Annotated in this window: 15 protein-coding genes and 1 tRNA gene; 9 read left to right on the forward strand and 7 right to left on the reverse strand. The window is 58.9% G+C overall.

All coding sequences use genetic code 11. The features are described 5' to 3' along the window. The first annotated feature begins 21 nt into the window (after positions 1-21). From IE099_RS07005 to IE099_RS07030, 6 genes are all read left to right on the forward strand, one after another. Complete coding sequence (locus IE099_RS07005) at positions 22-1,026, forward strand: zinc-dependent alcohol dehydrogenase (protein WP_189568839.1); 1,005 nt, start codon at positions 22-24, stop codon at positions 1,024-1,026. Beyond that, positions 1,023-1,805: an SDR family NAD(P)-dependent oxidoreductase gene (locus IE099_RS07010; protein WP_189568842.1), complete on the forward strand. Its 783-nt coding sequence runs from the start codon at positions 1,023-1,025 to the stop codon at positions 1,803-1,805. The genes IE099_RS07005 and IE099_RS07010 overlap by 4 nt, the downstream gene beginning before the upstream one ends. Positions 1,806-1,864: 59 nt before the next feature. Beyond that, a complete protein-coding gene (locus IE099_RS07015; RefSeq protein WP_189568845.1) occupies positions 1,865-3,211 on the forward strand; it encodes a GntP family permease in 1,347 nt (448 codons plus the stop codon). A gap of 60 nt (positions 3,212-3,271) precedes the next feature. Then, a complete protein-coding gene (gene glmM, locus IE099_RS07020) occupies positions 3,272-4,618 on the forward strand; it encodes a phosphoglucosamine mutase (RefSeq protein ID WP_189568848.1) in 1,347 nt (448 codons plus the stop codon). Between the two features lie 32 nt (positions 4,619-4,650). Beyond that, entirely contained in the window at positions 4,651-5,325 is a 675-nt protein-coding gene (locus tag IE099_RS07025) for a hypothetical protein (protein ID WP_189568851.1), read from the forward strand. 105 nt (positions 5,326-5,430) lie between these two features. After that, on the forward strand, positions 5,431-6,087 hold the full coding sequence (locus IE099_RS07030; RefSeq protein ID WP_189568854.1) for a nitroreductase family protein: 657 nt from the start codon (positions 5,431-5,433) through the stop codon (positions 6,085-6,087). A gap of 28 nt (positions 6,088-6,115) precedes the next feature. Here the strand turns inward: IE099_RS07030 and IE099_RS07035 are convergent, their stop codons facing one another. Continuing rightward, positions 6,116-7,123, reverse strand: a complete 1,008-nt coding sequence (locus tag IE099_RS07035; protein WP_189568856.1) for an NHL repeat-containing protein — start codon at positions 7,121-7,123, stop codon at positions 6,116-6,118. Between the two features lie 262 nt (positions 7,124-7,385). Further along, positions 7,386-7,462 (reverse strand) — tRNA-Pro (locus IE099_RS07040). 161 nt (positions 7,463-7,623) lie between these two features. Here IE099_RS07040 and argC point away from each other — a divergent pair. Beyond that, entirely contained in the window at positions 7,624-8,661 is a 1,038-nt protein-coding gene (gene argC / locus IE099_RS07045; RefSeq protein ID WP_189568859.1) for an N-acetyl-gamma-glutamyl-phosphate reductase, read from the forward strand. Between the two features lie 28 nt (positions 8,662-8,689). After that, the gene (argJ, locus tag IE099_RS07050) at positions 8,690-9,940 is read left to right on the forward strand and encodes a bifunctional glutamate N-acetyltransferase/amino-acid acetyltransferase ArgJ (protein WP_189568861.1); all 1,251 of its coding nucleotides are present in this window, start codon (positions 8,690-8,692) and stop codon (positions 9,938-9,940) included. A gap of 3 nt (positions 9,941-9,943) precedes the next feature. Here argJ and IE099_RS07055 read toward each other — a convergent pair whose 3' ends face one another. Next, positions 9,944-11,107, reverse strand: a complete 1,164-nt coding sequence (locus IE099_RS07055; RefSeq protein ID WP_189568864.1) for a KamA family radical SAM protein — start codon at positions 11,105-11,107, stop codon at positions 9,944-9,946. Between the two features lie 107 nt (positions 11,108-11,214). Here IE099_RS07055 and IE099_RS07060 point away from each other — a divergent pair, with 107 nt between their 5' ends. Next, positions 11,215-11,871, forward strand: coding sequence for a helix-turn-helix transcriptional regulator (locus tag IE099_RS07060; RefSeq protein ID WP_189568867.1), 657 nt, complete (start codon positions 11,215-11,217; stop codon positions 11,869-11,871). Positions 11,872-11,937: 66 nt separating this feature from the next. On the opposite strand, the gene IE099_RS07065 is transcribed toward IE099_RS07060, so the two are convergent. From IE099_RS07065 to IE099_RS07080, 4 genes are all read right to left on the reverse strand, one after another. Next, positions 11,938-13,704, reverse strand: coding sequence for a hypothetical protein (locus tag IE099_RS07065; RefSeq protein ID WP_189568870.1), 1,767 nt, complete (start codon positions 13,702-13,704; stop codon positions 11,938-11,940). Between the two features lie 9 nt (positions 13,705-13,713). Further along, positions 13,714-14,721 carry an AAA family ATPase gene (locus IE099_RS07070; RefSeq protein ID WP_189568872.1) on the reverse strand — a complete coding sequence of 336 codons (1,008 nt, stop codon included), beginning with the start codon at positions 14,719-14,721 and terminating at the stop codon, positions 13,714-13,716. A gap of 155 nt (positions 14,722-14,876) precedes the next feature. Further along, positions 14,877-18,437, reverse strand: coding sequence for a hypothetical protein (locus IE099_RS07075; RefSeq protein ID WP_189568875.1), 3,561 nt, complete (start codon positions 18,435-18,437; stop codon positions 14,877-14,879). Between the two features lie 41 nt (positions 18,438-18,478). Continuing rightward, positions 18,479-22,243 carry a hypothetical protein gene (locus IE099_RS07080; RefSeq protein WP_189568878.1) on the reverse strand — a complete coding sequence of 1,255 codons (3,765 nt, stop codon included), beginning with the start codon at positions 22,241-22,243 and terminating at the stop codon, positions 18,479-18,481. Between the last annotated feature and the right edge of the window lie 2 nt (positions 22,244-22,245).

Below are 22,245 nucleotides of genomic sequence, written 5' to 3' on the forward strand. Positions count from 1 at the left end.
GATAGCCTAACAAATGGGCTCATGAAAGTCTTGGAACTCTCTCAGCCATCGGTGCTTAACGTTCGGGAGCGCGATGAACCCGTCCCCGGGGCGGGTGAGGTTTGCATCGCGGTGCGAGCCTGTGGAATCTGTGGAAGCGACCTGCACGGGCTGGACGGCAGCACGGGTCGTCGCATTCCGCCTGTGGTGATGGGGCATGAGGCGAGCGGGGTGATCGAAAGCATCGGAGAGGATGTTTCCTGCTGGATGGTGGGCGACCGAGTGACCTTTGACTCCACCGTCTGGTGCGGTGAGTGCCACTTCTGCCGGGCAGGTCGGGTCAACCTTTGCGACCACCGGCAGGTTGTGGGGGTCTCTTGTGCGGAGTTTCAGCGCGATGGTGCCTTTGCTGAAAAAGTAGTGGTTCCCCAGCGCATCGTTCATCGTTTGCCAGTCGGGCTCTCGTTCGAGGAAGCGGCCTTTGCCGAGCCCGTTGGAGTCGCACTGCATGCGGTTGCCCGGGCGGGGGAGGTGCGGGACAAGACCGCATTGGTGATCGGGTCTGGCTTGATTGGCTTGTTGGTCATTCAGGCTCTTAAAAGTGCGGGAGCAGCGGTCACGGCGGTGGATCAGGATGAGAGTCGTCTCGCTTTGGCCAAGACCCTCGGTGCCGAACACGTCGCTTTACCTAATGAACTTTCCAAGAGTGATTTCGACTTGGCTTTCGAAGTTGTGGGAATCGCGCCCACCATTCAATTGGCAGTGAATTCCGTGGTGAAAGGCGGCCGTCTGGTCTTGGTCGGCAATCTGTCGCCTGAGGTTCCGCTGCCTTTGCAAGCAGTGGTCACTCGCGAGCTGGATGTCCTGGGTTCGTGCGCCATCGCGGGCGAGTATCCCGCCGCCTTGGAGGCAATTGCGACCGGGGCGATTCAGGTCAAGCCGTTGATCTCGGGTCTCTATCCATTGGACGACGGCGCCGAGGCCTTTGCGGCAGCGGGACGAAAAGGAGCCCTCAAAGTGCTCGTAACCCCCAGTGAAATTCTATGAACCCCTTTGATTTGACCGGAAAGGTCGCACTTGTAACTGGCGCCAGCCGTGGTTTGGGAAAAGGCTTTGCCATCGCTTTGGCGAAAGCGGGAGCTGATGTGGTAGTGACCAGTCGGACCCGCGAGTCGCTCGATGAGACCATTGCGGAAGTGGAGTCCTTGGGGCGAAAGGCCTGGCCTGTGGTCCTGGATGTTCGGGAGCAGTCGAGCATCGAGACTTGCGTGGCGGAGGCTTGGGAAGTGAGCGGGGGAGTCGATATCCTGGTCAACAACGCGGGATGCAATGTGCGCAAGCCTGCGCTGGAAGTCACTTGGGAGGACTGGAATTTGATTCTCGAAACGAATCTGCGCGGAGTCTTCTTCGTCGCTCAAGCCTGTGCCCGCCGGATGGTCGAGCGCGGTTATGGGCGCGTGATCAATATTGGTTCGGTGACTTGCGTGAATGGTTATGCGGGTCTCGCTCCCTACGGGGCGAGTCGGGGAGGCACCAAACAGCTGACCATGAGCCTGGCCGACGACTGGGGGCCCCACGGAATCACGGTCAATTGTCTGGCGCCGGGCTGGTTCAAGACTGCGCAGAACAAGGTGATGTATGAAGACGAGGGTTGGGTCGACTACCTCACCGACCGCATCCCGCTCAAGCGCCCCGGTGCGCCCGGCGACTTGGATGGCGCGCTGGTCTTTCTCGCGAGCGATGCCAGCGCCTACATGACGGGGCAGACCTTGCTCATTGACGGGGGTATATCGGTGGGAGCTGTTAGAGCGGTTCCGACGAAGTGAGCGGAAACTCGGATTTCTGTTCGCCTAACCCACTGACTTTGTGAAAAGCTGGCGGGAACATGCTTTCCAATCATCCCTTCATCGCGGTTCTTGTTGCGGTCGTCTTTCTGCTAGGGCTCATCTTGTGGCTGCGCTTGCAAGCCTTCGTGGCGTTGTTGGTGGGAGCTCTTTTCTTTGCCGTCATCGTTGGGATGCCGATGGGCGAGATCACGGACACCGTGGTGTCGGGGATGGGGTCCAGTCTGGGGCTGGTGTCCATCTTGATTGGGCTCGGAGCCATCTTCGGGATTTTGTTAGAGCACTCGGGAGGGGCGCAGATTTTGGCCAAGCGAATGATCGCCACCTTCGGGGAAAAGAACGCCTCGTGGGCCCTGGTGGTGGCCGGCTTTTTGATTTCCATCCCCGTCTTTCTTGATGTCGCGCTGGTGATTCTGGCGCCCCTTCTCCTCGCGCTGGCGCGGACCCAGAAGAAACCGATGCTCGCCTTTGGACTTCCGCTTTTGGCCGGGATGGCGGTGACCCACGCTTTTGTCCCGCCCACTCCGGGGCCGATTATCGTGGCGCAGAATATCGGGGCCGAGCTCGGTTGGGTGATTCTTTTCGGCGCGATTGTGGGTCTGCCCGCGGCTGCTTTGGCGGGACCGATTTGGGCCAAGTGGATCGTTCCGCGCATGAACCTCGCCATTCCCGAGCCCCGCACCGAGGAGGAAAAGGATGAGGAGGGTGATCCGGTTTCTTTCGGCCTGGTGCTGGCACTTATCGGAATTCCCATTGCCCTCATTGTTTCCTCCGCCGTCACCGATACCGTTTTGGGCAAAGTGGATCGCGCGGCTTGGCACGAGACTCTGGCCTTCGTGGGTCATCCCATTGTTGCGCTCCTGATTGTCACTTTGCTGTCGATGTATTTGTTAGGAACGCGGCGGGGAGTGGATCGGGAAGAGTTGATGCATCTGGCGACCAAAGCCCTCGGGCCAGCGGGAATCATCATTCTCGTTACCGGAGCTGGGGGAGTCTTTAAGCAGGTGCTGGTTGATAGTGGGGCGGGGGAGGCGCTGGCGCGCGAGATGGCTGGCACCGCCATCGGGCCCATCACCTTGGCCTGGCTGCTGGCAACTGTGGTGCGCGTGACCCAGGGCTCGGCGACGGTCTCCATGATCGCCGCATCCGCCCTGATGGCCCCTTTGTTGGAGCCCATGAAAATGGGGCAGGCCGACCTCGCCTTGGTGGTGGTGGCCATTGCGGCAGGAGCGACCACCCTCAGTCATGTCAACGATAGCGGATTTTGGCTGATCAGCCGCTATTTGCGCATTACCGAAAAAGAGACTTTGCGCTCCTGGAGCGTCGCTACCGTCATCATCTCGCTGGTGGGGTGGCTGGGGGCTCTGGTCCTGAGCCTGGTGGTCTGAGCCGCGGCAGATCGGTCGTGACCTTCGGGCCGAATCAGGGTATGGAGCCCATTCCCTTTTATGAAATTGTTTGGCACTGACGGCATCCGAGGCACCGCGAATGAGTTCCCCATTACCCCCGAACTGGCACTGCGAGTCGGCCGCGCGATTGCGAGAGCCCTCAAGGCCCAGCTCCCCGGTCGGCACAAGGTTGTGATCGGAAAAGATACCCGCATCTCGGGCTATATGCTGGAGACCGCCTTGACTTCCGGGTTGGTGAGCGAAGGAGCCCGCGTTCTTCTCACGGGACCGCTGCCTACTCCTGCGGTGGCGCATTTGACCAAGTCCATGGCTTGCGATGCCGGCATCATGCTGACGGCTTCCCACAATCCTTTTCAAGACAACGGAATTAAGATTTTCGGGCCTGATGGTTTCAAGCTCAGTGATGAACTCGAAGCGACCATCGAGTCCCTCGTCGCGGGCGAGTCCCTGCAGCAGCCCATCCCGGGAACGGAATTGGGCAAGGCCTTTCGAATCGACGACGCCGCGGGACGCTATATCGAGTTTGCAAAGAACGCCATTGGTTCGACTTCCTTGAATGGGCTCAAAATCGTCGTCGATTGTGCTCATGGCGCGGGATATTTCGTGGGGCCTCTCATCTTTGACGAGTTGGGAGCGGAGGTCATCTCTCTCGGGGTGCAACCCGATGGACGCAATATTAACGAGAACTGTGGAGCGCTTCACCCCGAGCATGCTGCCCAGCGGGTGCGCGAGACCGGAGCGGATCTCGGGGTTTGTCTCGATGGTGATGCCGACCGACTGGTGCTCATTGATGCGACGGGAAAGGTGGTCGATGGCGATCGTCTCCTTTGTCTGGCTGCCCTCGCGCTCAAGCGTCGCAATCAGCTCGATGGGGACACCCTGGTGGCAACCGTGATGTCCAACTTGGGGCTCAAGGAAGCTTTAGCGAAGCAAGGGATCGGTCTTGAGACCACCGCCGTGGGGGACCGCAATGTCCTCGAGCGTATGCGAGAGAAAGGCTATTGTCTGGGTGGAGAGAATTCGGGCCACGTCATCTTTTCGCGGCATGCCACCACCGGTGATGGCATCATGGGGGCCTTGCAAATTCTCGCTGAAATGAACGCCACTGGCCAGTCCTTGGCCGAGTTGGCGGACTGCATGGAGATTTTTCCGCAAAAGCTGGTCAACCTCGCGGTCACTGACAAGCCGGCCCTGGAAGACATCTCCGGGCTTAATGAACTCATTGCCAAAGCGGAAGCCGCGATGGGCGATAGCGGGCGGGTGCTCGTCCGTTACTCCGGCACAGAGAAGAAAATGCGCGTGATGGTGGAGGCCCGCGACCAAGCGGTGATGGAGGATTGGTGCGGACAGTTGGTCCAACTGGTTCAGAATAAAATCGGCGCCTAACGATCCGGAGTAACTAACCTTTATTTCACGATATGAAACTCTGGCCCCTGACCGACGCCTTCGACACGCTGCCCATCGCTGGAAAGACTCTTTCCGACTGGATTGCGGTGGGAGTGCTTTCCCAAGGAGACCTCAATGCCATCGAGTATCCCTGGCAGTTCTTGGAAAAGCATGAGGAGCTCTTGGAAAAAGTCTGGGCCGAGCGCGGTGAGCAAGCCGAAAGCACCGCCGCCCAACTCGCGGAAGGAGCCCGGCTCTTGGTTGGCGAGGGGACCCAGGTTCTCCCTGGGGTCTATGTCGAAGGTCTCGTGGTCATTGGCAAAAACTGCAAGATCGGTCCTAATCTCTATTTGCGTGGTCCCATCTCGATTGGAGACAATTGCCACATCGGTCAAGCAGTGGAGCTCAAAAACACCATCGTGGGCAATGGCTCCAACGTGGGCCACCTGAGCTACATCGGTGACAGCGTGCTGGCCAACAAGGTCAACCTGGGAGCGGGCACCATCACCTCCAACCTTCGCCACGATGGCAAAAATCATCGCTCGGCCGTGGAGGGCGAAATCATTGATACCGGCCGTCGGAAATTTGGCACCATCATTGGTGACGGAGTGCACACCGGGATCCACACCAGTCTCTATCCCGGCCGCAAGCTGGGCCCCGGCACCACTACCTTACCAGGCGAAGTCGTTTCGCGGGACAAGGAGTAGGGATGAAAGAGGACTGAGATTCTCTGCTCTAACCGCAACAGTCACTCGCTCCTCTTTCGAATCGCCAGTGGTGGGGTTCTGAGTAGATTGATTGTGAAGTCGCTTATGAAGTTCGTTCCCTTTTCTCGCAATCCGCTCACTGAAAAAGAAGCTCTCGCGGCGAGTGAGGAGTTCTACGAACTCATGCGTTCGCGTCGAACGGTTCGCGACTTTTCGCCCGATCCGATTCCGGAGGGAGTGGTGGAAAACGCCATTTTGACAGCCGGCACAGCTCCCAATGGGGCTAACCTCCAGCCCTGGCACTTTGCGATCGTGAAGAGTGCGGAGGTGAAAAGGCAAATCCGGGAAGCGGCGGAGGAAGAGGAACGGGAGTTCTATCAATCCAGGGCACCTCAAGCATGGCTCGATGATTTGGCTCCGCTGGGGACGGATGCGGAGAAGCCTTTTCTGGAAGTAGCTCCGGTGCTGATTGTCATTTTTCAAAAGAACAAATCGCTGCGGGCCGATGGTCGGGAGGATAAGACCTACTATCCCAAGGAGAGCGTGGGAATTGCGACGGGGATGTTGATCTCCGCTTTGCATCAGGCCGGATTGGCGACCTTGACCCATACTCCGAGCCCGATGGCTTTTCTCAATCAAATCCTAGAGCGCCCATCGACCGAGAAACCCTTCGTGTTGCTCGTCGTCGGCTATCCCGCGGAGGGGTGTCAGGTTCCGCAGATTGAGAAGCTTCCTTTTGCTGAGATCACCTCGCTTTACTGAGCCTGGCTTTCTCAACCGGAGGGAACTGTTAGACCCGCTCGAACTTCAGGGGATAGGTATTCCCGCTGGCGTATTGGGCGACGTAAAGGCTGTCGTCGTTGCCGACAATCAAGTCGTGGGGATGCTGAAAGACCTCGCCTTGCTGAGACATTTTTTGGAGAGCGTCCTTGTTATCATATTTCGGGACCGTTCCTCCGATGTTAGATACGACCCGGAAGTCGGCATCGAGCACGGAAATGAAGCCTCGCGAGTTTCGGTCGGCCGGCCAGTTGTCGGCGAGATGTCCGATGAAGTAGTGGTTCTCTTTGCTGAAAATTTGGCGCGGATTGCCACCGGGGAGGGGGACTTTCTTTCCGAGGGTGCCATCGGTTGAAACCTCGAGGAGGTGTTGTTGATCACTCATGGCGATGAGCAATTTCTGGTCATTGAAAATTCCGCCATGGGGTCCCCAGTGAGTGATTCCGCCTGCCTGACCGCCGAAGACCTTCTTCTCTTTTCCTGCCGAATCGTAGTGGATGATGTGGTCGGTGCCGTAGCCATCCAACACGTAAAAGTCCCCGCTTGCCGGGTCGTGTAGGGTCCAGGAGGGTTTGTAATCTTCCTCTTTGATAGCGGGCGGGCCGGTCGGAGGGCCCCATTCCTGAAGAATCTCACCGTCGAGAGTCGTCTTGAAAACCCGGTGGCGAACAGTGTCGGTGAGATAGAGGACCTCACGCCCGTCTTCCTGCACGAGGGTGAGACCATGGGCTCCGGGGAAGTGGTGGCCCCATTTCGAGACCAGTTTGCCATCGGGGCTGTAGACAATCACATTGTTCTGAACCTCGTCTGTTAGGAGAATGATGTGGCCTTGCGAGTCCTCGACCAAGCCGTGGCAATTTTTAACCGGAGTCTGTTTATCCAAAACACCCCAACCCGGAATCTGACGATATCGGAAGTCTCCCTGTCCGAGAATCTGCGTCGGTTCTGTGGTTTTGGCCCGACAGAGCAGGGTGGGGGCGGCCCAAGCGGAAGTGTGGAGAAAGTGGCGGCGGTTCATTGATGGAAAAAAGGGGTTCTTCACCCAAGACACGGCCGGTAGAGCCTAGATCTGGCCGAAAATCTAATCCCCTATGCAGATGAAGTGGCCATCTCGCCTTGGCAAAGTTGTTTTCACCATGGTGGCTGTGGGGCTAGTGGCTTTTTTATGGAAAAGAAGAGGGTTCTGGGTTCTTCCGAAGCACTTCCACTGCCGCACTGCGTCGGGGGCGGTCTCCAAGAGTCTCTCCGGCGCGAATAGAAGGCGTTAGAGAGAGAAAGCATGGTCGGGATGACAGGATTCGAACCTGCGGCCTCTTCACCCCCAGCGAAGCGCGCTACCAAACTGCGCCACATCCCGACTTGCGGCGGCGGGTTTAACCTTTGCGGGACCGCTTTGGCAAGCAGGGAATTTGAATCTTTTTCAATCGGAGGAAAGAGAGGGTTTTCCGTGAAAATCCCGGAAACTGATGCATGACAAAGCGGTGTTCCTCTGGCAGCCTTGCGCCCCCTTCACCCCTTATGGAAACAATCAAAACAGCTGTTCTTGGTGCTTCTGGATACACTGGTATCGAGCTTCTGCGGCTCCTCTTCGCCCATCCGGCGGTCGAGGTGTCGGCCATCACTTCGCGGGCCAATGCCGGGCAGGCTCTTTCTTCCGGATTGCCTCGTTTCAAGGGAGTGGAGGGGGCGGACATCGAATTCATCATGCCGGATATGGAGGCGGTGGTCGCGACGGGAGCCCAGACTGCGTTCCTGGCGCTGCCTCATGGCATGGCGGCGGATTATGCGCTCCCTCTTTTGGAAAAAGGTCTGCGGGTCATCGACCTATCAGCGGACTTTCGGTTGAATGATGCTGCGGTCTATGAGGAGTTCTATGGTCAGGCCCACCCCGCGCCCGAGTGGTTGCCAAAGGCGGTCTACGGCATGCCCGAGTTGTATCGCGACGAGATTGCGGCTTCCCAGTTGATTGCCTCGCCCGGCTGTTACCCGACCTCTATTATTTTGCCACTGGTGCCTTTGCTGCGGGCTGGTCTGCTTGATACTAAATCTCTAGTAGTTTCCTCCCTGAGCGGAGTTTCTGGCGCGGGGCGCACCGCGTCTTTGCCAATCATTTTCTCGGAGGTCAACGAGTCCTTGCGGGCTTACGGCCTCCCCAAGCATCGCCATCTTTCCGAGATTGAGCAAGAGCTCTCGCTGGCGGCAGGGGAGCAGGTGATGATCACCTTCACGCCCCATCTCGTGCCGGTCACGCGGGGCATTCATTCGACGATCACGGCCAGCTTGAAAGGGAGCTTCGAAGAGGTGACCGCAGCATTGGAGGCCGCTTACCAGGACGAGCCTTTCGTACGGCTGTTGGGTGCGGGTGTGGCGGCGGATACGGCGAATGTGACGCGGACGAATTTTGTCGATGTCGGTTGGCATCATGACCAGCGAACCAATCGCTTGGTGCTGACCTCGGCGGAAGACAATTTGACCAAAGGGGCATCCGGCCAGGCGGTGCAGTCTTTCAATCTTCTCCACGACTTGCCCGCGACGACCGGGCTGATGAATCTCTAACAAAATCCCCAGTTCTACCCCACACCCCATGCCTTACCAAACCGTCAAAGGAGGAGTCTGCGCCCCCGCTGGTTTTCTTGCCAGTGCGGTCTCCGCGGGAATCAAAAATCCGGATGCCGAACGTCTCGATTTGGCGCTGATTTACTCGGAACATCCCTGCGTCTCGTCGGGAACCTTTACTACCAATCGGGTCAAGGCGGCACCGGTGCGGGTTTCGCACGCCCATCTGCGAAACAACGAGATCCGCGCCATCATCGCGAACTCCGGCAATGCCAATGCGTGCACGGGAATCAAGGGTCTGGAAGATGCCCGGACGATGGCGAACTGTGTGGCCAAGCCGCTGAAGATTCGACGCCGCGAAGTGGGAGTGTGTTCCACCGGGGTGATCGGACTGCGGATGCCGATGGAACGGATCACTCCGCATGGACAAGACTTGGTCGACAAGCTGAAGCCCAACAACGGCACCAAGGTAGCCAAGGCGATCATGACCTCCGATACGCGGCATAAGGAGCTGGCGATCACCACGCAGATCAACGGGAAAGAGGTGACCATTGGAGCCTGTGTAAAAGGGGCTGGTATGATTTGTCCGTCGATGGCGACGATGCTTTGTTTCGTGACCACCGATGCGAAGGTGTCGCGGAATTGCCTGGAGCTTTGTTTGCTGGAAGCGGTGGAAGCGTCGTTCAACCGCATCACTATCGACGGGGATATGTCGACCAACGATACCGTCTTGGCCCTGGCCAATGGCGCTGCGGGAGGCTCACGCATTCAGCGAAATACCAAAGGCTGTCGCCAGTTCCGCGATGCGCTGGAATGGGTTCTCACCAATCTGGCCAAAGACATCGTCCGTGATGGCGAGCGGGTGACCAAGTTCGTCACCGTCGAGGTCAAGAATGCGCGGACCTACCTGGATGCCAAGAAGGTTGCGGAAGCGGTTGCAAAGTCCCAGTTGGTGAAAGCCTCTTGGAATGGCAACGACCCCAACTGGGGGCGAATCATCCATGCGGTGGGTTACTCGCGGGCCCCGATTCGGGAGGAGTTGATCGATATTTATTACGAGGACCTTCCGGCCTGTATCGGCGGGTTGGTGGCGGATACGCCCTTGGATAAACTGCGGGAGATTGCCCGGGAGGCTCGCTTCAAGATCGTGGTCGACCTCAATCTTGGCAAATCCGATTACACCATCTACACCTCGGACCTTTCGCCCGAGTATATCGACTTCAACCGCTCCGAATACGCCTACTGGAATCAGGCGCGTAAGGAGGGGATGGTCGAGTAACGGTTATTTCGCAACGAGGCTTTCGTTGACCTCGGGATAGACAAACTTCTTGCCCTCGTAGTTGCGGAGCACCACCTCCTCGGGGGTGCGGGAGACCACATAATTCGGGTTGATCGGGATTTTGCCACCCCCTCCAGGTGCATCGAGAACGTATTGGGGAAGCGCGTAGCCCGTGGTGTGGCCCCGCAGCTTTTCAATCAAGTCGATGCCGGTTTGGACCGAGGTCCGCAGGTGCGAGGAGCCCTGAATGAGGTCGCACTGATAGAGGTAGTAGGGCTTGACCCGGCACATCAGGAGCTTGTGCAGCAGGGCGGCATGGACGGGTAGGCTGTCGTTGACTCCACGCAGAAGAACCGACTGGTTGCCGAGCTGGATTCCAGCCTTGGAAAGACGGGCCAAGCCATCGCGAACCTCGGTGGTCAGTTCGCGGGGATGGTTGGTGTGGATGGAGATGAAGAGCGGGTGGTGCTTCTCTAACATCTCGCAGAGTTCCGGGGTGATGCGCTGGGGGAGAAAGACGGGGATGCGCGAGCCGATGCGCACAAATTGAATGTGGGGAATCTTCCGCAGTCGGGTCAGGATCTTATCGAGGCGGTTGTCAGAAAGCAGGAGTGGATCGCCCCCCGAGAGCAGGACATCCCGCACGGTGGGAGTTCGCTCCAGATACTCGAAAGCCGCTTCCCATTGGGTCTCCAGCTTTTGGTCCGAGACTCCGGAAACGACCCGCGAGCGGGTGCAGTAGCGGCAGTAGGAGGCGCAACGGTCGGTGACGAGGAAGAGAACGCGGTCCGGATAGCGGTGCACGAGACCCGGGACGGGCATGTGGGAATCTTCGCCGCAGGGGTCGGACATCTCGGTGGGGTCGGTGAGGGACTCCTCGATGCGCGGGATGATCTGGCGACGGATGGGGTCGGCAGGGTCGGTGGCGTGGACCAGATTGAAAAAGTGGGGAGTGACCGCGGTTGCCAGTTTGGTGCCTGTGAGCAGGAGTCCCGCGCGCTCCTCTTCGGAGAGAGTGAGATGCTTTTCCAACTGGGGCAGGGTCTTCAGTGAGTTTTTGAGCTGCCAAGTGTGGGAATTCCAGTCTTCTGGAGAAACCTCGGGAAATCTTCCGGGATAGGAACTCTGAAATTGGATTTTCCGTTGATAGATTGGATCGTGAGTCATGCTGCGATTTTGGCTACTCTAGACCCTTGCGCCATTATGTCAAAGATGGGGATTTGTAATGACCAACTCGTCTTCTAGGCAAGTAGCTGTCAAACAATAGGTTCAGAATGTTTTCACAAGCTTTACGTGATATTGCGAGGCCTTCGCAGGTTGAAATTTTAGAGGCTCTCAAGAAGTCTGAGGGAATGCCTGTCTCCGACTTGGCCCGGGCCATTGGGATGAGCTACATGGGGGTCAAGCAGCACTGCGTGGCGCTGGAAAAAAAGGGCTACCTGGAGTGTTGGCGGATCCCGCGCTCGGAAGTGGGGGTGGGGCGGCCCGAGAAGCTCTATCGTCTCACGGAGCAGGTGGAGCCCCTCTTTCCCCAGGCGGGGGTGGAGCTGACCTTGGAGTTTATGCAGGCGGTCAGCGAGCAGTTCGGGGAGACCGCCCCGGAGAAGCTCCTGTTCCGGTTCTTTCAGAAGCGCCGCGATGAGTGGCAGAAGCGGGTTCAGCTGGGACGCTCGTTAGTCGAGCGGTGCACGCGTTATGTGGATATCTGGGAAAAGCACGGAGCCTCGGCCCGGGTGCATCATCAGGCGGGAGAAGGGCTTCGCTTGGAGGAGTTTCACAATCCGCTGGCGGCTGTCTTCGAGGTCTATCCCAATGCCCGCCGCTTCGAGGTGCAGACTATGGAGCAACTTCTTTCGTCCAAGGTTACCATCGAGGAGCGCAAGGTCTCCAAGAGCGGAGAACGTCTCCTCTATCTCTTGGAAAGTCTTTAACAGAAATCAGAGCGTTCTCGGCTAACGAGTCGAAAGGCTGAATTCGGGAGCGGCTTTGCTTGCGCTCTACAGTCCGACGATGGGGCCGGTAATGATTGCGGTGGATTCCTTCCAGCTGAGAGAGCCCAAGGTGTCGGTGAAGGGGCCATCTTTCGCGAGAGCGATGAAGTGACCCTGACGATCGGCGAGCAATTCGAAGCGCCTCTTGCTGTCCACATTCAGGGTCTTGGTGATTTGGGATCTCCAGTCATTGAACTCAGCGGTTGTGCAAGGGACGAGTTCGCTCTTGCGCCCGCTTTTCACCTCGCCAGAACTTTGCCAAAGGTCGCCGCTACTAGAAACGTAGTAGATTTTTTCAATCGGGAAATCAAAGGTCGAGGTGAGGGATGGGCGGCCATTGGGTGAGAGCAATTCCAGGCGCCCACGGGTCGATTGGATGGAGGTCACGATGTGGCCATACTCCGAGCGGGACTTGTACCAATCGCCGGAGAGGTCCAGGGTGTTCTTTTCGCCGTTGGAAATCCGGTAGCGCGATTCGCCGCCACCATTGCGAGGAGTGATGCGGGCCCAGCGGGAGGCATCCAGGGCCACGGGAGTGACGATGGCGTTGTTCTTGGTGGTGAAGGAGGTGTTGAGGAGGACTCCGGTGCGGGCGATCTGCTGCTGGTGGATGTAGGCCGTATTCTCTTCCGGCTGAACCTCCACCAAGGCCAGGCGATGACCTTTTCCACCGAAACCATCTTGGAAGACAATGATGAGCAGAAGCAGGGCCGAGGCCGTTAGTGAGATGATGGGGGTGGTGATGAAGAGGCGGTGGCGTTGGCCTGATTTGGCAAAGACAAAGAGGTTGACCGGACCTACAATGATGCCGAAGGCGATGAGGATGAGGATGAAGAAGACCGGATTGAAGGAGCGCTCGCCAAAGGAATATTGCAGGGGCCAACTCGAGACGAGTTCTTTACCAAAGATACTGGCCCGCGGGTCGAGTTCTCCGGTTTTCATCATCGCCATGGTGCGGGAGGCATTGAGCAGACCGGAGGCGGGAAGCTCTAACAACTCGATGGAACCCCAACTGCGGTAGGCCTCGTCTCCTTCCGCGTCTTCGATGCCCAGGGAAAGGAGTGTGACCGAGGGATCGACGGCATAGATGACGATGCGTCCACCCAGTCGGTTCCACTTCATGAGAGCGGTCTTGGCCCCGGGCTCAATGGCTTTCCAGTCCGCACTGGTCAGCATGATGGCATCGAAGCCGGCATAGCCCCGCCAATCGTTGGTCAGGTCCCGTGGGGTGAAGCTGCCCGCAAAGGCCGGGCTGCCATAGTGCGAGCCGCTGGCGGCGGCGGAATTGAGGGGGCCGGAGTTGGGGGTGTAGAGGGCCTCGCTCATCAGGATGCAGGGCCAGTTGTGGCTCTGGTCGCTGGTCATTTTTTCAAACGTGCTCGTCAGGGGTGGCCGACCAGAGATGGAAACCTCCAGCGAGAGGGGGGAGTCATCCTGAATGGCGGTCACCAGAGGCACGAGAAACTCCACGTTCTTTTGCTGATCGGGGGGGCAGCTGAGAGAGAAGCTGGAGCTGAGCTGGTTGCTTTCCGCGTAGTCGTGGTCGCTGGAGGTGAACCCGAAGCTCCAAGAGACCGGAATCTTTTCGCCATTTCGCGCCGTCACCCGCACTGCCATGTAACCGGAAGAGGGCAGGGTGCTGCTCATCGCGGTCATCTTCAGACTGGTTCCAGTCTTGGGATTATACTCGTGATCGTAGAAGACGTGCTGCGCCGAAAGAAACGGGAGCGTGCTGCAGCAGACGAGAAGGAAGAGGGCGAGAGCGCGGTTCATCTGGCGGGCTTAGTTGCTTTGCAATGTCTTGGGCAAGGCGTCCGACTGGGTCGGGACTTCGGCGAGAATCTTTTGCACCAAGTCGTTGTTCGTGAGTCCCTCCACACGGGCGTTGTATTCTAACAAGATCCGGTGGCGCAGAACGGAGGGGGCCACAAAGCGGACGTCCTCGAAGGAAGCGTGGGTGCGCTCATTCAAGAGTGCTCGCGCGCGTGCGGCGGAAGCCAAGGAAAGCGCGGCCCGGGGGGAAGCCCCGTATTTGATTGAGCTGGAAGCCGAAGATTGTCCCGGGTGGGTGGCGTCTACCAGGCGGGCAATGTAATTGGCCACCACGTCGGGCAGATAGATGCGCCTCACCAGCGCGAGCACTTCCTCCAGCGCGGCAGCATCGAGGATGGGATTGACCTCGGGTTCCTGCCCCAAGTCGCGGGCCGTGATGATGCGCTGTAGGGTGGCCACGTCGTTGCGGGTCACTTCCAGCTTGAACAAAAATCGGTCCAGCTGAGCCTCGGGCAGGGGGTAGGTGCCCTCCAGCTCGATGGGGTTTTGGGTCGCGAGGACGAAGAAAGGGGCGGGGAGGCTGTGGGTCTTGCCGAGAACGGTCACGCGGCGTTCCTGCATCGCTTCCAACAGGGCGGACTGGGTCTTGGGCGAGGCCCGGTTGATCTCATCCGCCAGACAGAGGTTGGTGAAGATGGGACCTTCTTGGAAGACGAACTCGCGGCGGCCATCCACCTCTTGGAGGACGGGGTTACCGGTGATATCGCCGGGCAGGAGGTCCGGGGTGAACTGAATTCGTTTGGTCCCCAGGGCGAGGAGTTTGGAGAGAGTCTTGACCAGTTCGGTCTTACCCAGACCCGGCAGGCCCTCCAGCAGAATGTGACCGCGAGCCAACAGGCCCGTCACCACAAGTTCCACCAACTCCTCTTGGCCAAAGATCACCGCGTTGAGCCCTGCAGTGAGGGATCGGACGTGGCGGCTGGCGCTGGCAATTTCGGATTCGGAAGCGTGCTCCATCTCTGGCAGCATGCGAACTCAAACCCTATCGGTCAATGCCAAGCCCGAAAAGATAGCGGGTTCGCGGGAGTTGTGTTGCTTTTTCTATCAAGGGTTCCCCGCGAGGCGTCGGACGGGTGGTCTGCAAGACGCTTTGGAGGGGAAGGGATTGAGAGTTAGTCCGCGAGGGACATCTGAATGCGGAAGAAGTTCTTGTCCAAGTTGGAATCAATACTGGTGACCCGGAGGGCGTAGCGGTCTTCACCGATGGGGCTGACGCCCCCGTCCTGAACAGGACCTGCGAAGGTGGTTATGGTTTCCGACGAGAGAAGGTCAAAGTCGACAGCGGAGATGAATTCATCAGGGAAGGTGAACTCAATATCATAGGCGTTGAAGACGGGGAGCCAGACGATGGTGATGTCGCTGGGGGCGAGATTGACGACATCGCTGTCGAGGTCCCCATCGCGTGGGTCGGCTCCTTCGAGGTGATACTGGAAGTAGCTGTGGCCAGTGATGGGATGGGGATCGAAGGGGTTGACCACACCGAGGTCGCCGAAGAAAAACTTTTCCCAATCATCATCGAGTAAGTTTCCGTTCGAATCCGTATCGGTGGCGACGGGGGTAAAGACGAGTTCGAGAGAAATGGCTTCCATGGTATCGAAGGTGCCGACGGGATCGACATCGACGTATCCAGTGATTTGGAAAACAGCGCCAATATTAAGTCCAAGGCCTTGTTCGATTAGAACCCGGTCGCCGAAGCTGTCCACGAAGTAGGCGAGGTCGCCCGTGCCGGGGTCGGTGCGCCGGTAGTCGTAGTTGTGGAGTGGGGTGGTGGGACTTTCGATGGTGATGGTCCAGGTTTCCACGTCGCGCTTGAGCGAAGGCACGTTTGCCAACAGGGAAAGCATGGCGCTGCGGGCGTTGGAAATGAGGCTTGCGGATATGGTGGAGTAGGGGTTGGTCCGGGTGGTCGAGGTGTCGACTTCGCCATCTCCATTGTAAGTCAAAGCAACTACGCTGCCAGGGTCGGTGATTGCTCCGTCGTGCAGCACCGATCGCAGCGCGTCGAGGGGAAGAGCCATATTGGGAGTGCTGTCGGAGATGGCGACGTGGCGCGAGTAGATGGCGTCGCTCAAATCGGAGATGTCTCCATTGAGGCGGGCCTGCGAGTCGAGGTATTGGATGATGGCGGGGAAGTCGCAACCATTGGTCACGAGGGCGCGCTTCATTTCTTCGCTGAAGGGAGTTTTTCCGCTGTCGTAGTCGCGGCCACCGAAGAGGGTGAAGTCGTCGATGTCTGAGGGCACGCCGAGGGCAATGAGATCGGCCGGAGGGAAGCTTTCGTAAAGGGCCTGCTCGGCCAGGACCGCGATGGCGTTGTCGATGGGATCGAGTCGCGTAATCGTGGTCACGGGGTCGAAGCTATCGTGAGCAGTGCGAGCCGCGGCGACCCACGCGAGGGCATCCGCGCTTCGGTCGGTGCCGGTGGCAGTGGCGGCGATGGTGGGGGGAGCAAAGACAGGACGGCTGGCAACTCGGAGGGTTTCGCGCCCCCCGCGAACGGTGCCGCTGGGAGCGAGGTCGAATTGAATGGGGGAGGAAAGGATCAGCCATTCGGATTCGGGCAAGGGATTGCTCACGTCGATGCGGGCGGCGTTTTGTCCCACTAAAGTTCCGTCAGCTACAGTAGACACCTCGCCAACGGCCATCAGTTCGGAAAGCATGTTGTAGCTTCTGATTTTCTCACCCGGGGTGTCATCCTCGCGCTGGGTCGCGGCCAGATTGGCATCGTCGGGATCCGTGACGGGCGTTCCTCCATCATCGAAGGGGTTGGCTCCAGTGCCTGCGGGATTGTAAGCTTGCGCAAAGAGGTAGAATCCTTCGCCGAGATAGGGTGGGTCGCGGTCTTCTTCCGCGAGATAGTCGGCAGAGTCATTGGGGCCGGTGCCGACTCCATCGTGGCCGAGAATTTCTTCCAGATCGGATTGGAAGTCCCCGTCGCTATCGGCTCCGCCGGCAGGGTCTAGACCGAAGTGGCGCTCCACGTAGTCGGGTACTCCGTCCTGATCGCTATCCAGATCATTGAGCGGGCTGCTGAATTGATAGCTGCGGCTGATGATGGGGCCGTTGACCCGGTTGGCGCGGTCGTAGGCATAGAAAAGCCAGTCGGAAGGATAGCCGATGGTGAGCGGGGCTTCATAAGTCTGCCACACGGAGCCCGGGGTGTCTTCGCGGTAGCGAATGTCGAGGGTGGAGCTGTCGGCAAGGACTTTGACCAACACACTTTCCGCATAAGTCCCGCTATCGGGCGAAACATTGAGGGGGAGGCTGGTGAGGGTCACGCTGTCGTCGAGAGCGGAAACTGAAGCGTTGTCCTGATATTGGTTGGACATCACGAAGGTCGCTCCCGCGGGGGCAACGGGCGAAGCGGGAGAAGGATTGTTGAGACCCTGGTCGCCATCACCATCATTGGGGTTGAGATCGCGCAACTCCGTGGTGATGGCCTGTGGAAGAGAGCCGGTGCCAGTGGTCCAGTCGGGCACGGTTTCCACGCGCAAAAGCTGGGCCATGGGCTGGATGAGAGCTTGGTCATCGAACCAGAACAGAGTGGCGAAACGATTGGTGGTATCGATCCAGGGAGTGAGATTGCCGGAAGCGACTTTCTGAAAGCCAGCGCCGGAATCGCGGTAAAGATCCCAGTTGGAGCTTGTGCGGTCGCCCGGGGTGCCGAGCAAGGTCATGAAGCCCCGCCCCGGTACCGGGACCAGGCCGGAGAAGGCCGTGCCGGCACTGGCGAAGAAGGTCTCCTGAATACTCAAGGTCGTGCCCGCGATGATGCGGGCCCATACTGCGACAGTGCCATCTTGTGAGGTGATGAGGATGCCGTCAGGTGCGTTGGGAATAGTGGTGCCCACCGAAACAATGGTGCCGATGGGAAAGCCGATGGAAGGAGTTGTCGTAAAGCCTTGCGGAAATCCGGAAAATCCGTGGGTGAAGATTCCGCATTTGCTGTCGCCGGGTACCCAGGCGACCGTGCAGAGGCGGCCGTCATTGCCCTGAACCTCGGTCGCGAGGAGAGAGGCGGAAGGCACCGGAAACTTGGTGGAGCGCACGATATTGCCGTCGCCGGAATTTCTGATTTCCTGCAATCGGGAGGTGTCCTGACGAATCAACATTCCCCGGCGCTCGCCGGTGCCGGGGACGCGGAAGGGTTGGAGGGCTGTGGCGCCACTGTCGTAGATGTATTCGTCGGTGGAAGAGGGGACTCCGCCGGCAATCAGGGTCTTGTTGAGTTCGGCTCCTTCCCCACCATCCACATAGAGGCAATGGGAAAGGGTCATGGGCGTGAGACCAGCCTCGAAGAGAGGGATGGTGGATTGCGGTCCGGCGAAAGCAGTTGAGCGGGACGACGGGCTGGCACTGCCATCAACTGGCAGAAAGCGCATCTGATTATGAGTCGCCGAGGAAAGAATGAGGTGCTCCGGCCCCCCTTCAAAGTATCCGGAAGCCAAGCCCGTCACGTTGGCCAGATAGGTCTCGGTCGGTCCGGTCTGCTGCAAGACATTGGCGTTGGAGAAGGTCATGACGCGGACCTGACCTGTGGCGGTGTCCGTGAGGGCAAAGCCGGTTTGACTCTCCAGCGGAGCGAACCATTCCTTGGGCAGTTGCACCGAGGGAGCGGCAAGCAAGGGAAGGCCGGAGAGGGCGAGCAGGAAGAGTGGGAGCTTGGTTTTCATGAGTGAAAAATGGCTGGAATTCTGAACGGCTGGGAAAGGGATTAAGGAGCGTGCTCCACAACGTTGGTTGGAATCACGCGGTCGATCTCGCCCCGGTCATCGAAGGCGACGATCAGGTATTGATAGGTCGCACCCTTTGCTGCGGGTTGCGCATCGCGGACCCAGATAGTGGAGTCCTGTTCCGCGACATCGGGATACTCGCTGGAGCTGAGATCAAGGTAGGCAGGCGAGGGACTATTGGCCATGGGGATGCCGATTCCGAAGGTGCTATTGTTGCGTGAGAACTTCCCGGTGAGGGGGACATCCAAGTAGTTGGACGATTGTTCGTAGGGTTGGAAAACGAAGAAGGGATCCGTGACGCGGAAGGCGTCTATGGAGGCACCCTGCCAATCGAGCCTGACGTTCTGATAGGCCATGCGATCGATGAGGGGAGTCACCTGCACCAGGTTGGGCTTGGCCTCAGGGTAGACTTCGGAGGGAAGTTGATAGCGGTAGACCGTAAAGGAACTCAGCGGCGTCACGCTATTTTCTCCCGAGGACACCTCGGTGTTCTGACGTCGGTATCCGAAGATCCACTCGAAGGGATCGCGGTTGTTGGGGAAGTAGGATTCGTAGCTATTTTCCTTTCCCCCGTTGATGGCGGGAACGGCTCCGACTAGAATCAGGCTGGACGCGCGGAACTGCAGGGTTTGCTCGATGTGGAGAGGATGGGCGTAGTAGGGACCTTCTCCATTTTCGTAATCACTCACCTTGACCGCCACATTGGCGAGACCGGGCAAGGGACGGGCGGGCCAGGGGATGACATCCTGCAGGGCGGCGGGAGGTGCGGTCCACATGTTGGAGACCACATTGGAAAAGTCACCCGCCGTGGTGAGGAGTTCGGTGCTGCCGGGTTGTGGGATGGGCAGGCCGATGGGGCGGATGCAGTAGGACAACTTTTTGTCGGCGGGCACAGTCAGCACTACCGAGAATTCGCCATTGTCGCCGAATCCCGAGGATAGTGAGTCAGTGCGGTAGGGGGTGAAGACGAGCTCTTCTTCCACTCCGTCTTCATCGGTGACGGTGAGGACGAGGTTGTCATCGCTCTCGATGGCTTCAGTGAGATTGAGGGACTCGACCTCGGGATCTTCGCCACCTTCGGCCGCGGCCCAGACCTCGAAGCGGTCGATGCCCACGGGGTCGCAGAACCAGGAAAGCTGCACCACCGCTTTGCCTCCCGAGGGAGCCAGATTCACGGGGTCGGTCACCATCGCGACTCCCAGGTCTTCGTTTTGGGTGGTTACGCATCCAATCCGAACGAGCGGAGAAGCATTGCCGTTTTCGTCAAAGGTTTGGGCGTAGTAGCAGCCCACTTCTCCGTTGTTGAGAACGGGTGCGCTTTCCTTCCAATTGTAAACCGCAGGCAACGCGCTTTTACCCGACTGGCGGGAGATCAGGACAAAGGGACCTCCGTTGCCGACCCGGCGGTAGACCCGCACTTCGCGACAGTCGCCTTTGAGGTAAACCTGTCCACAAACACCCACGATAGTATCGTCATTGCGCACGGGGACGAAGATGGGAGGGACGCCTCCGGGAGTGACCTCGATCCAGGATGGACAGCGGGGGTCGTTGGAAGTGGGAGGAAGAAGCTCTTGGATCTCCCGGCGAATCTTGCCGCTTTCGTCACGGAGAACGGTGCTCGAGATCAGCACGGGGCAACAGAGCTCGGCCCAGGCCAAGAAGTGATAGCGATTGATCTCGCCGGGCTTGAAGGCGGCGCTGATGGGGATTTCCCGCCAGTCGCTCACCGAGCCGTCACCCAGGCGGCTGCGGGCGCGCAGGATGGTGCCATTGGGGGTGGTGGTCGGGATGATGACATCGCGGAAGGACTCCAATCCTTTGAAAAGAGTGGTGCGGGCAAAGGTGCGCTCGAAGGTTGTGCCTTCTTCGTTCTGCTGATAGGTGCCGACTTCCAGGTCGAAGGACTTGACCTTCTTGTATATTTTAGAACGATCGGGTTGTTCGTAGCGTTCGACCCGGGCGATGACACCCCGGAAGTCCGCGTCCAGTCCATAGAGTTCGCGGCGAACCGCAACTCCTTCGTTGGTGAGGTTCATGCGGGGAATGCAGAAGCAGGTCTCGAGGGAACCTTCCGGACTAGGTGGTCCCACCCGGTCGCGGGGCACTCCGAACTTGGGACCGGAGTGGCCGGACAAGTTTGCGGGGGTGCAGGCGGAGGTGTCGACCGCGCGCACGGTATACCAAAAGGTTTTACCCATCGCAAAGTCGGTCTCGGAGGTGACTACCGGCGAGCCGGTATCGGGGCCGTTGTTGCCCGGGCCCACGTAGTCGGTATCGACGTCGCTGGCATCATCGTCCTCGAAGGTGACGTATTCCTGTCCGTTGACGTGGGCCACGGTGCCGATGTGGTTGAAGTCGGGATCGCCGCCAAAGGTCTGCCAATCGGTGGCGGAGTGCCAGCGGTAGATGCGGTACTCTTTCGCCGAGTTGTCGGGTTCGGTATTGGGAAGCTGGCGGATAGTGAGGGTGAGGTGCTGCTGTCCTTCCTCGGTGTCCGGATTGTAGCCCGCGAGGTCGAAGGTGTTGTCCACGGTCACGATGGAGGGCGCGGAGCAGGGCAGGCGGTCACAGATTGTGATTTCAGTCGGTGGGGAAAGTGGTCCGGGATGTCCTGCGATGTCGCGAGCGGCCACGTAGTAGTAAAAAGTGTCGCCATCAAAGAACTCGATATCCGGAGCCTCGAAGGGAAGCTCGGGAGCGTTGAGTTGAATGAAGACATCACCGTCGTCACCGTAGAAGAAGGTCTCGTCGAGGTAGTTGATATTCGCCGCTTGTGTTGCGGTCATGAGTGCTCCGGCGGGGATGGGCAGGGTATTGACGCGAACGCCGGCTGCCGATGCCACATCGGCCTCGCTGGTGATGAGAAAGGGATCGGGGGTGTTGGCCTTTTCAACCCGGTAGAGATTGAAACCGTAGGTGTGGGGAAGAAGGGTGCGCAAACCGTTGGGGGTGGACCAACGCAGGCGGGCGTTGAGGTTGTCCTTGGGGGAAGCCACGACTTGCTGCAGTTCAGCTTCGAATTTGTGGGGCAGGAGTTCTGGCTTTCCTGGTGGCAGGAGAGACTGGGGGGCGCTGGTGTCGAGAGTCACCCGACCAATCACGCGAAGGTCGTTGTCGGCGCCGTCAACCTCGCGCACCTCGTAGGTGGTGACCGAGGGGTCGAGGGCCTTGATGGAAAAGCCCAGGCCAATCGCCATCTGCACGCCGGGATGTGCACGTCCTAGGGAGATGAGGGATTGCAGCACCTCGGGGTCGTCCTGAGCCACGGTCATAATTTGCGCGAGACGCTGGGCCACGCCGAGGTCGATGCCGCCCGGGAATTCGGGGCTGCCGAGGGTGGGCATGGAGGCCGGGTCACCCTGCGCTTCCGCATTGAGAGCGGTGATGCGCATGGGGAGGAAGCGGGCGTCCTTGTCGAACTTTTCCCCCAACTTCAGCAGGGCCTGAATGGCCGAGGGCGAAGTCTGCAGGGTCTGGACCCCGAGCAGGGTATAGGGATTGGGGGAGGTGGCGTCACCCGCCTTGGAGTAGATGCCAAAGCGTTTGCCAAAGGTAGTCTTGGCGTCGCCCGGCTGCCAGAGGATGTAGTCGTGCAGAGTGGTGCCTCCGTTGGTCTCGAAGGTCTTGCCCACGGTGTAGACCAGCGGATCGGCGTTTTGCGCGGGAGCCAGCCCGGCCACGAGCCAGGCCAAGAGCAGAGTCGTCTTGGCGACGAATTGTTGGAGCGGAGAGGTCATCGATTTCATAA

The organism is Roseibacillus persicicus (assembly GCF_014651675.1).
GTDB lineage: Bacteria > Verrucomicrobiota > Verrucomicrobiia > Verrucomicrobiales > Akkermansiaceae > Roseibacillus > Roseibacillus persicicus.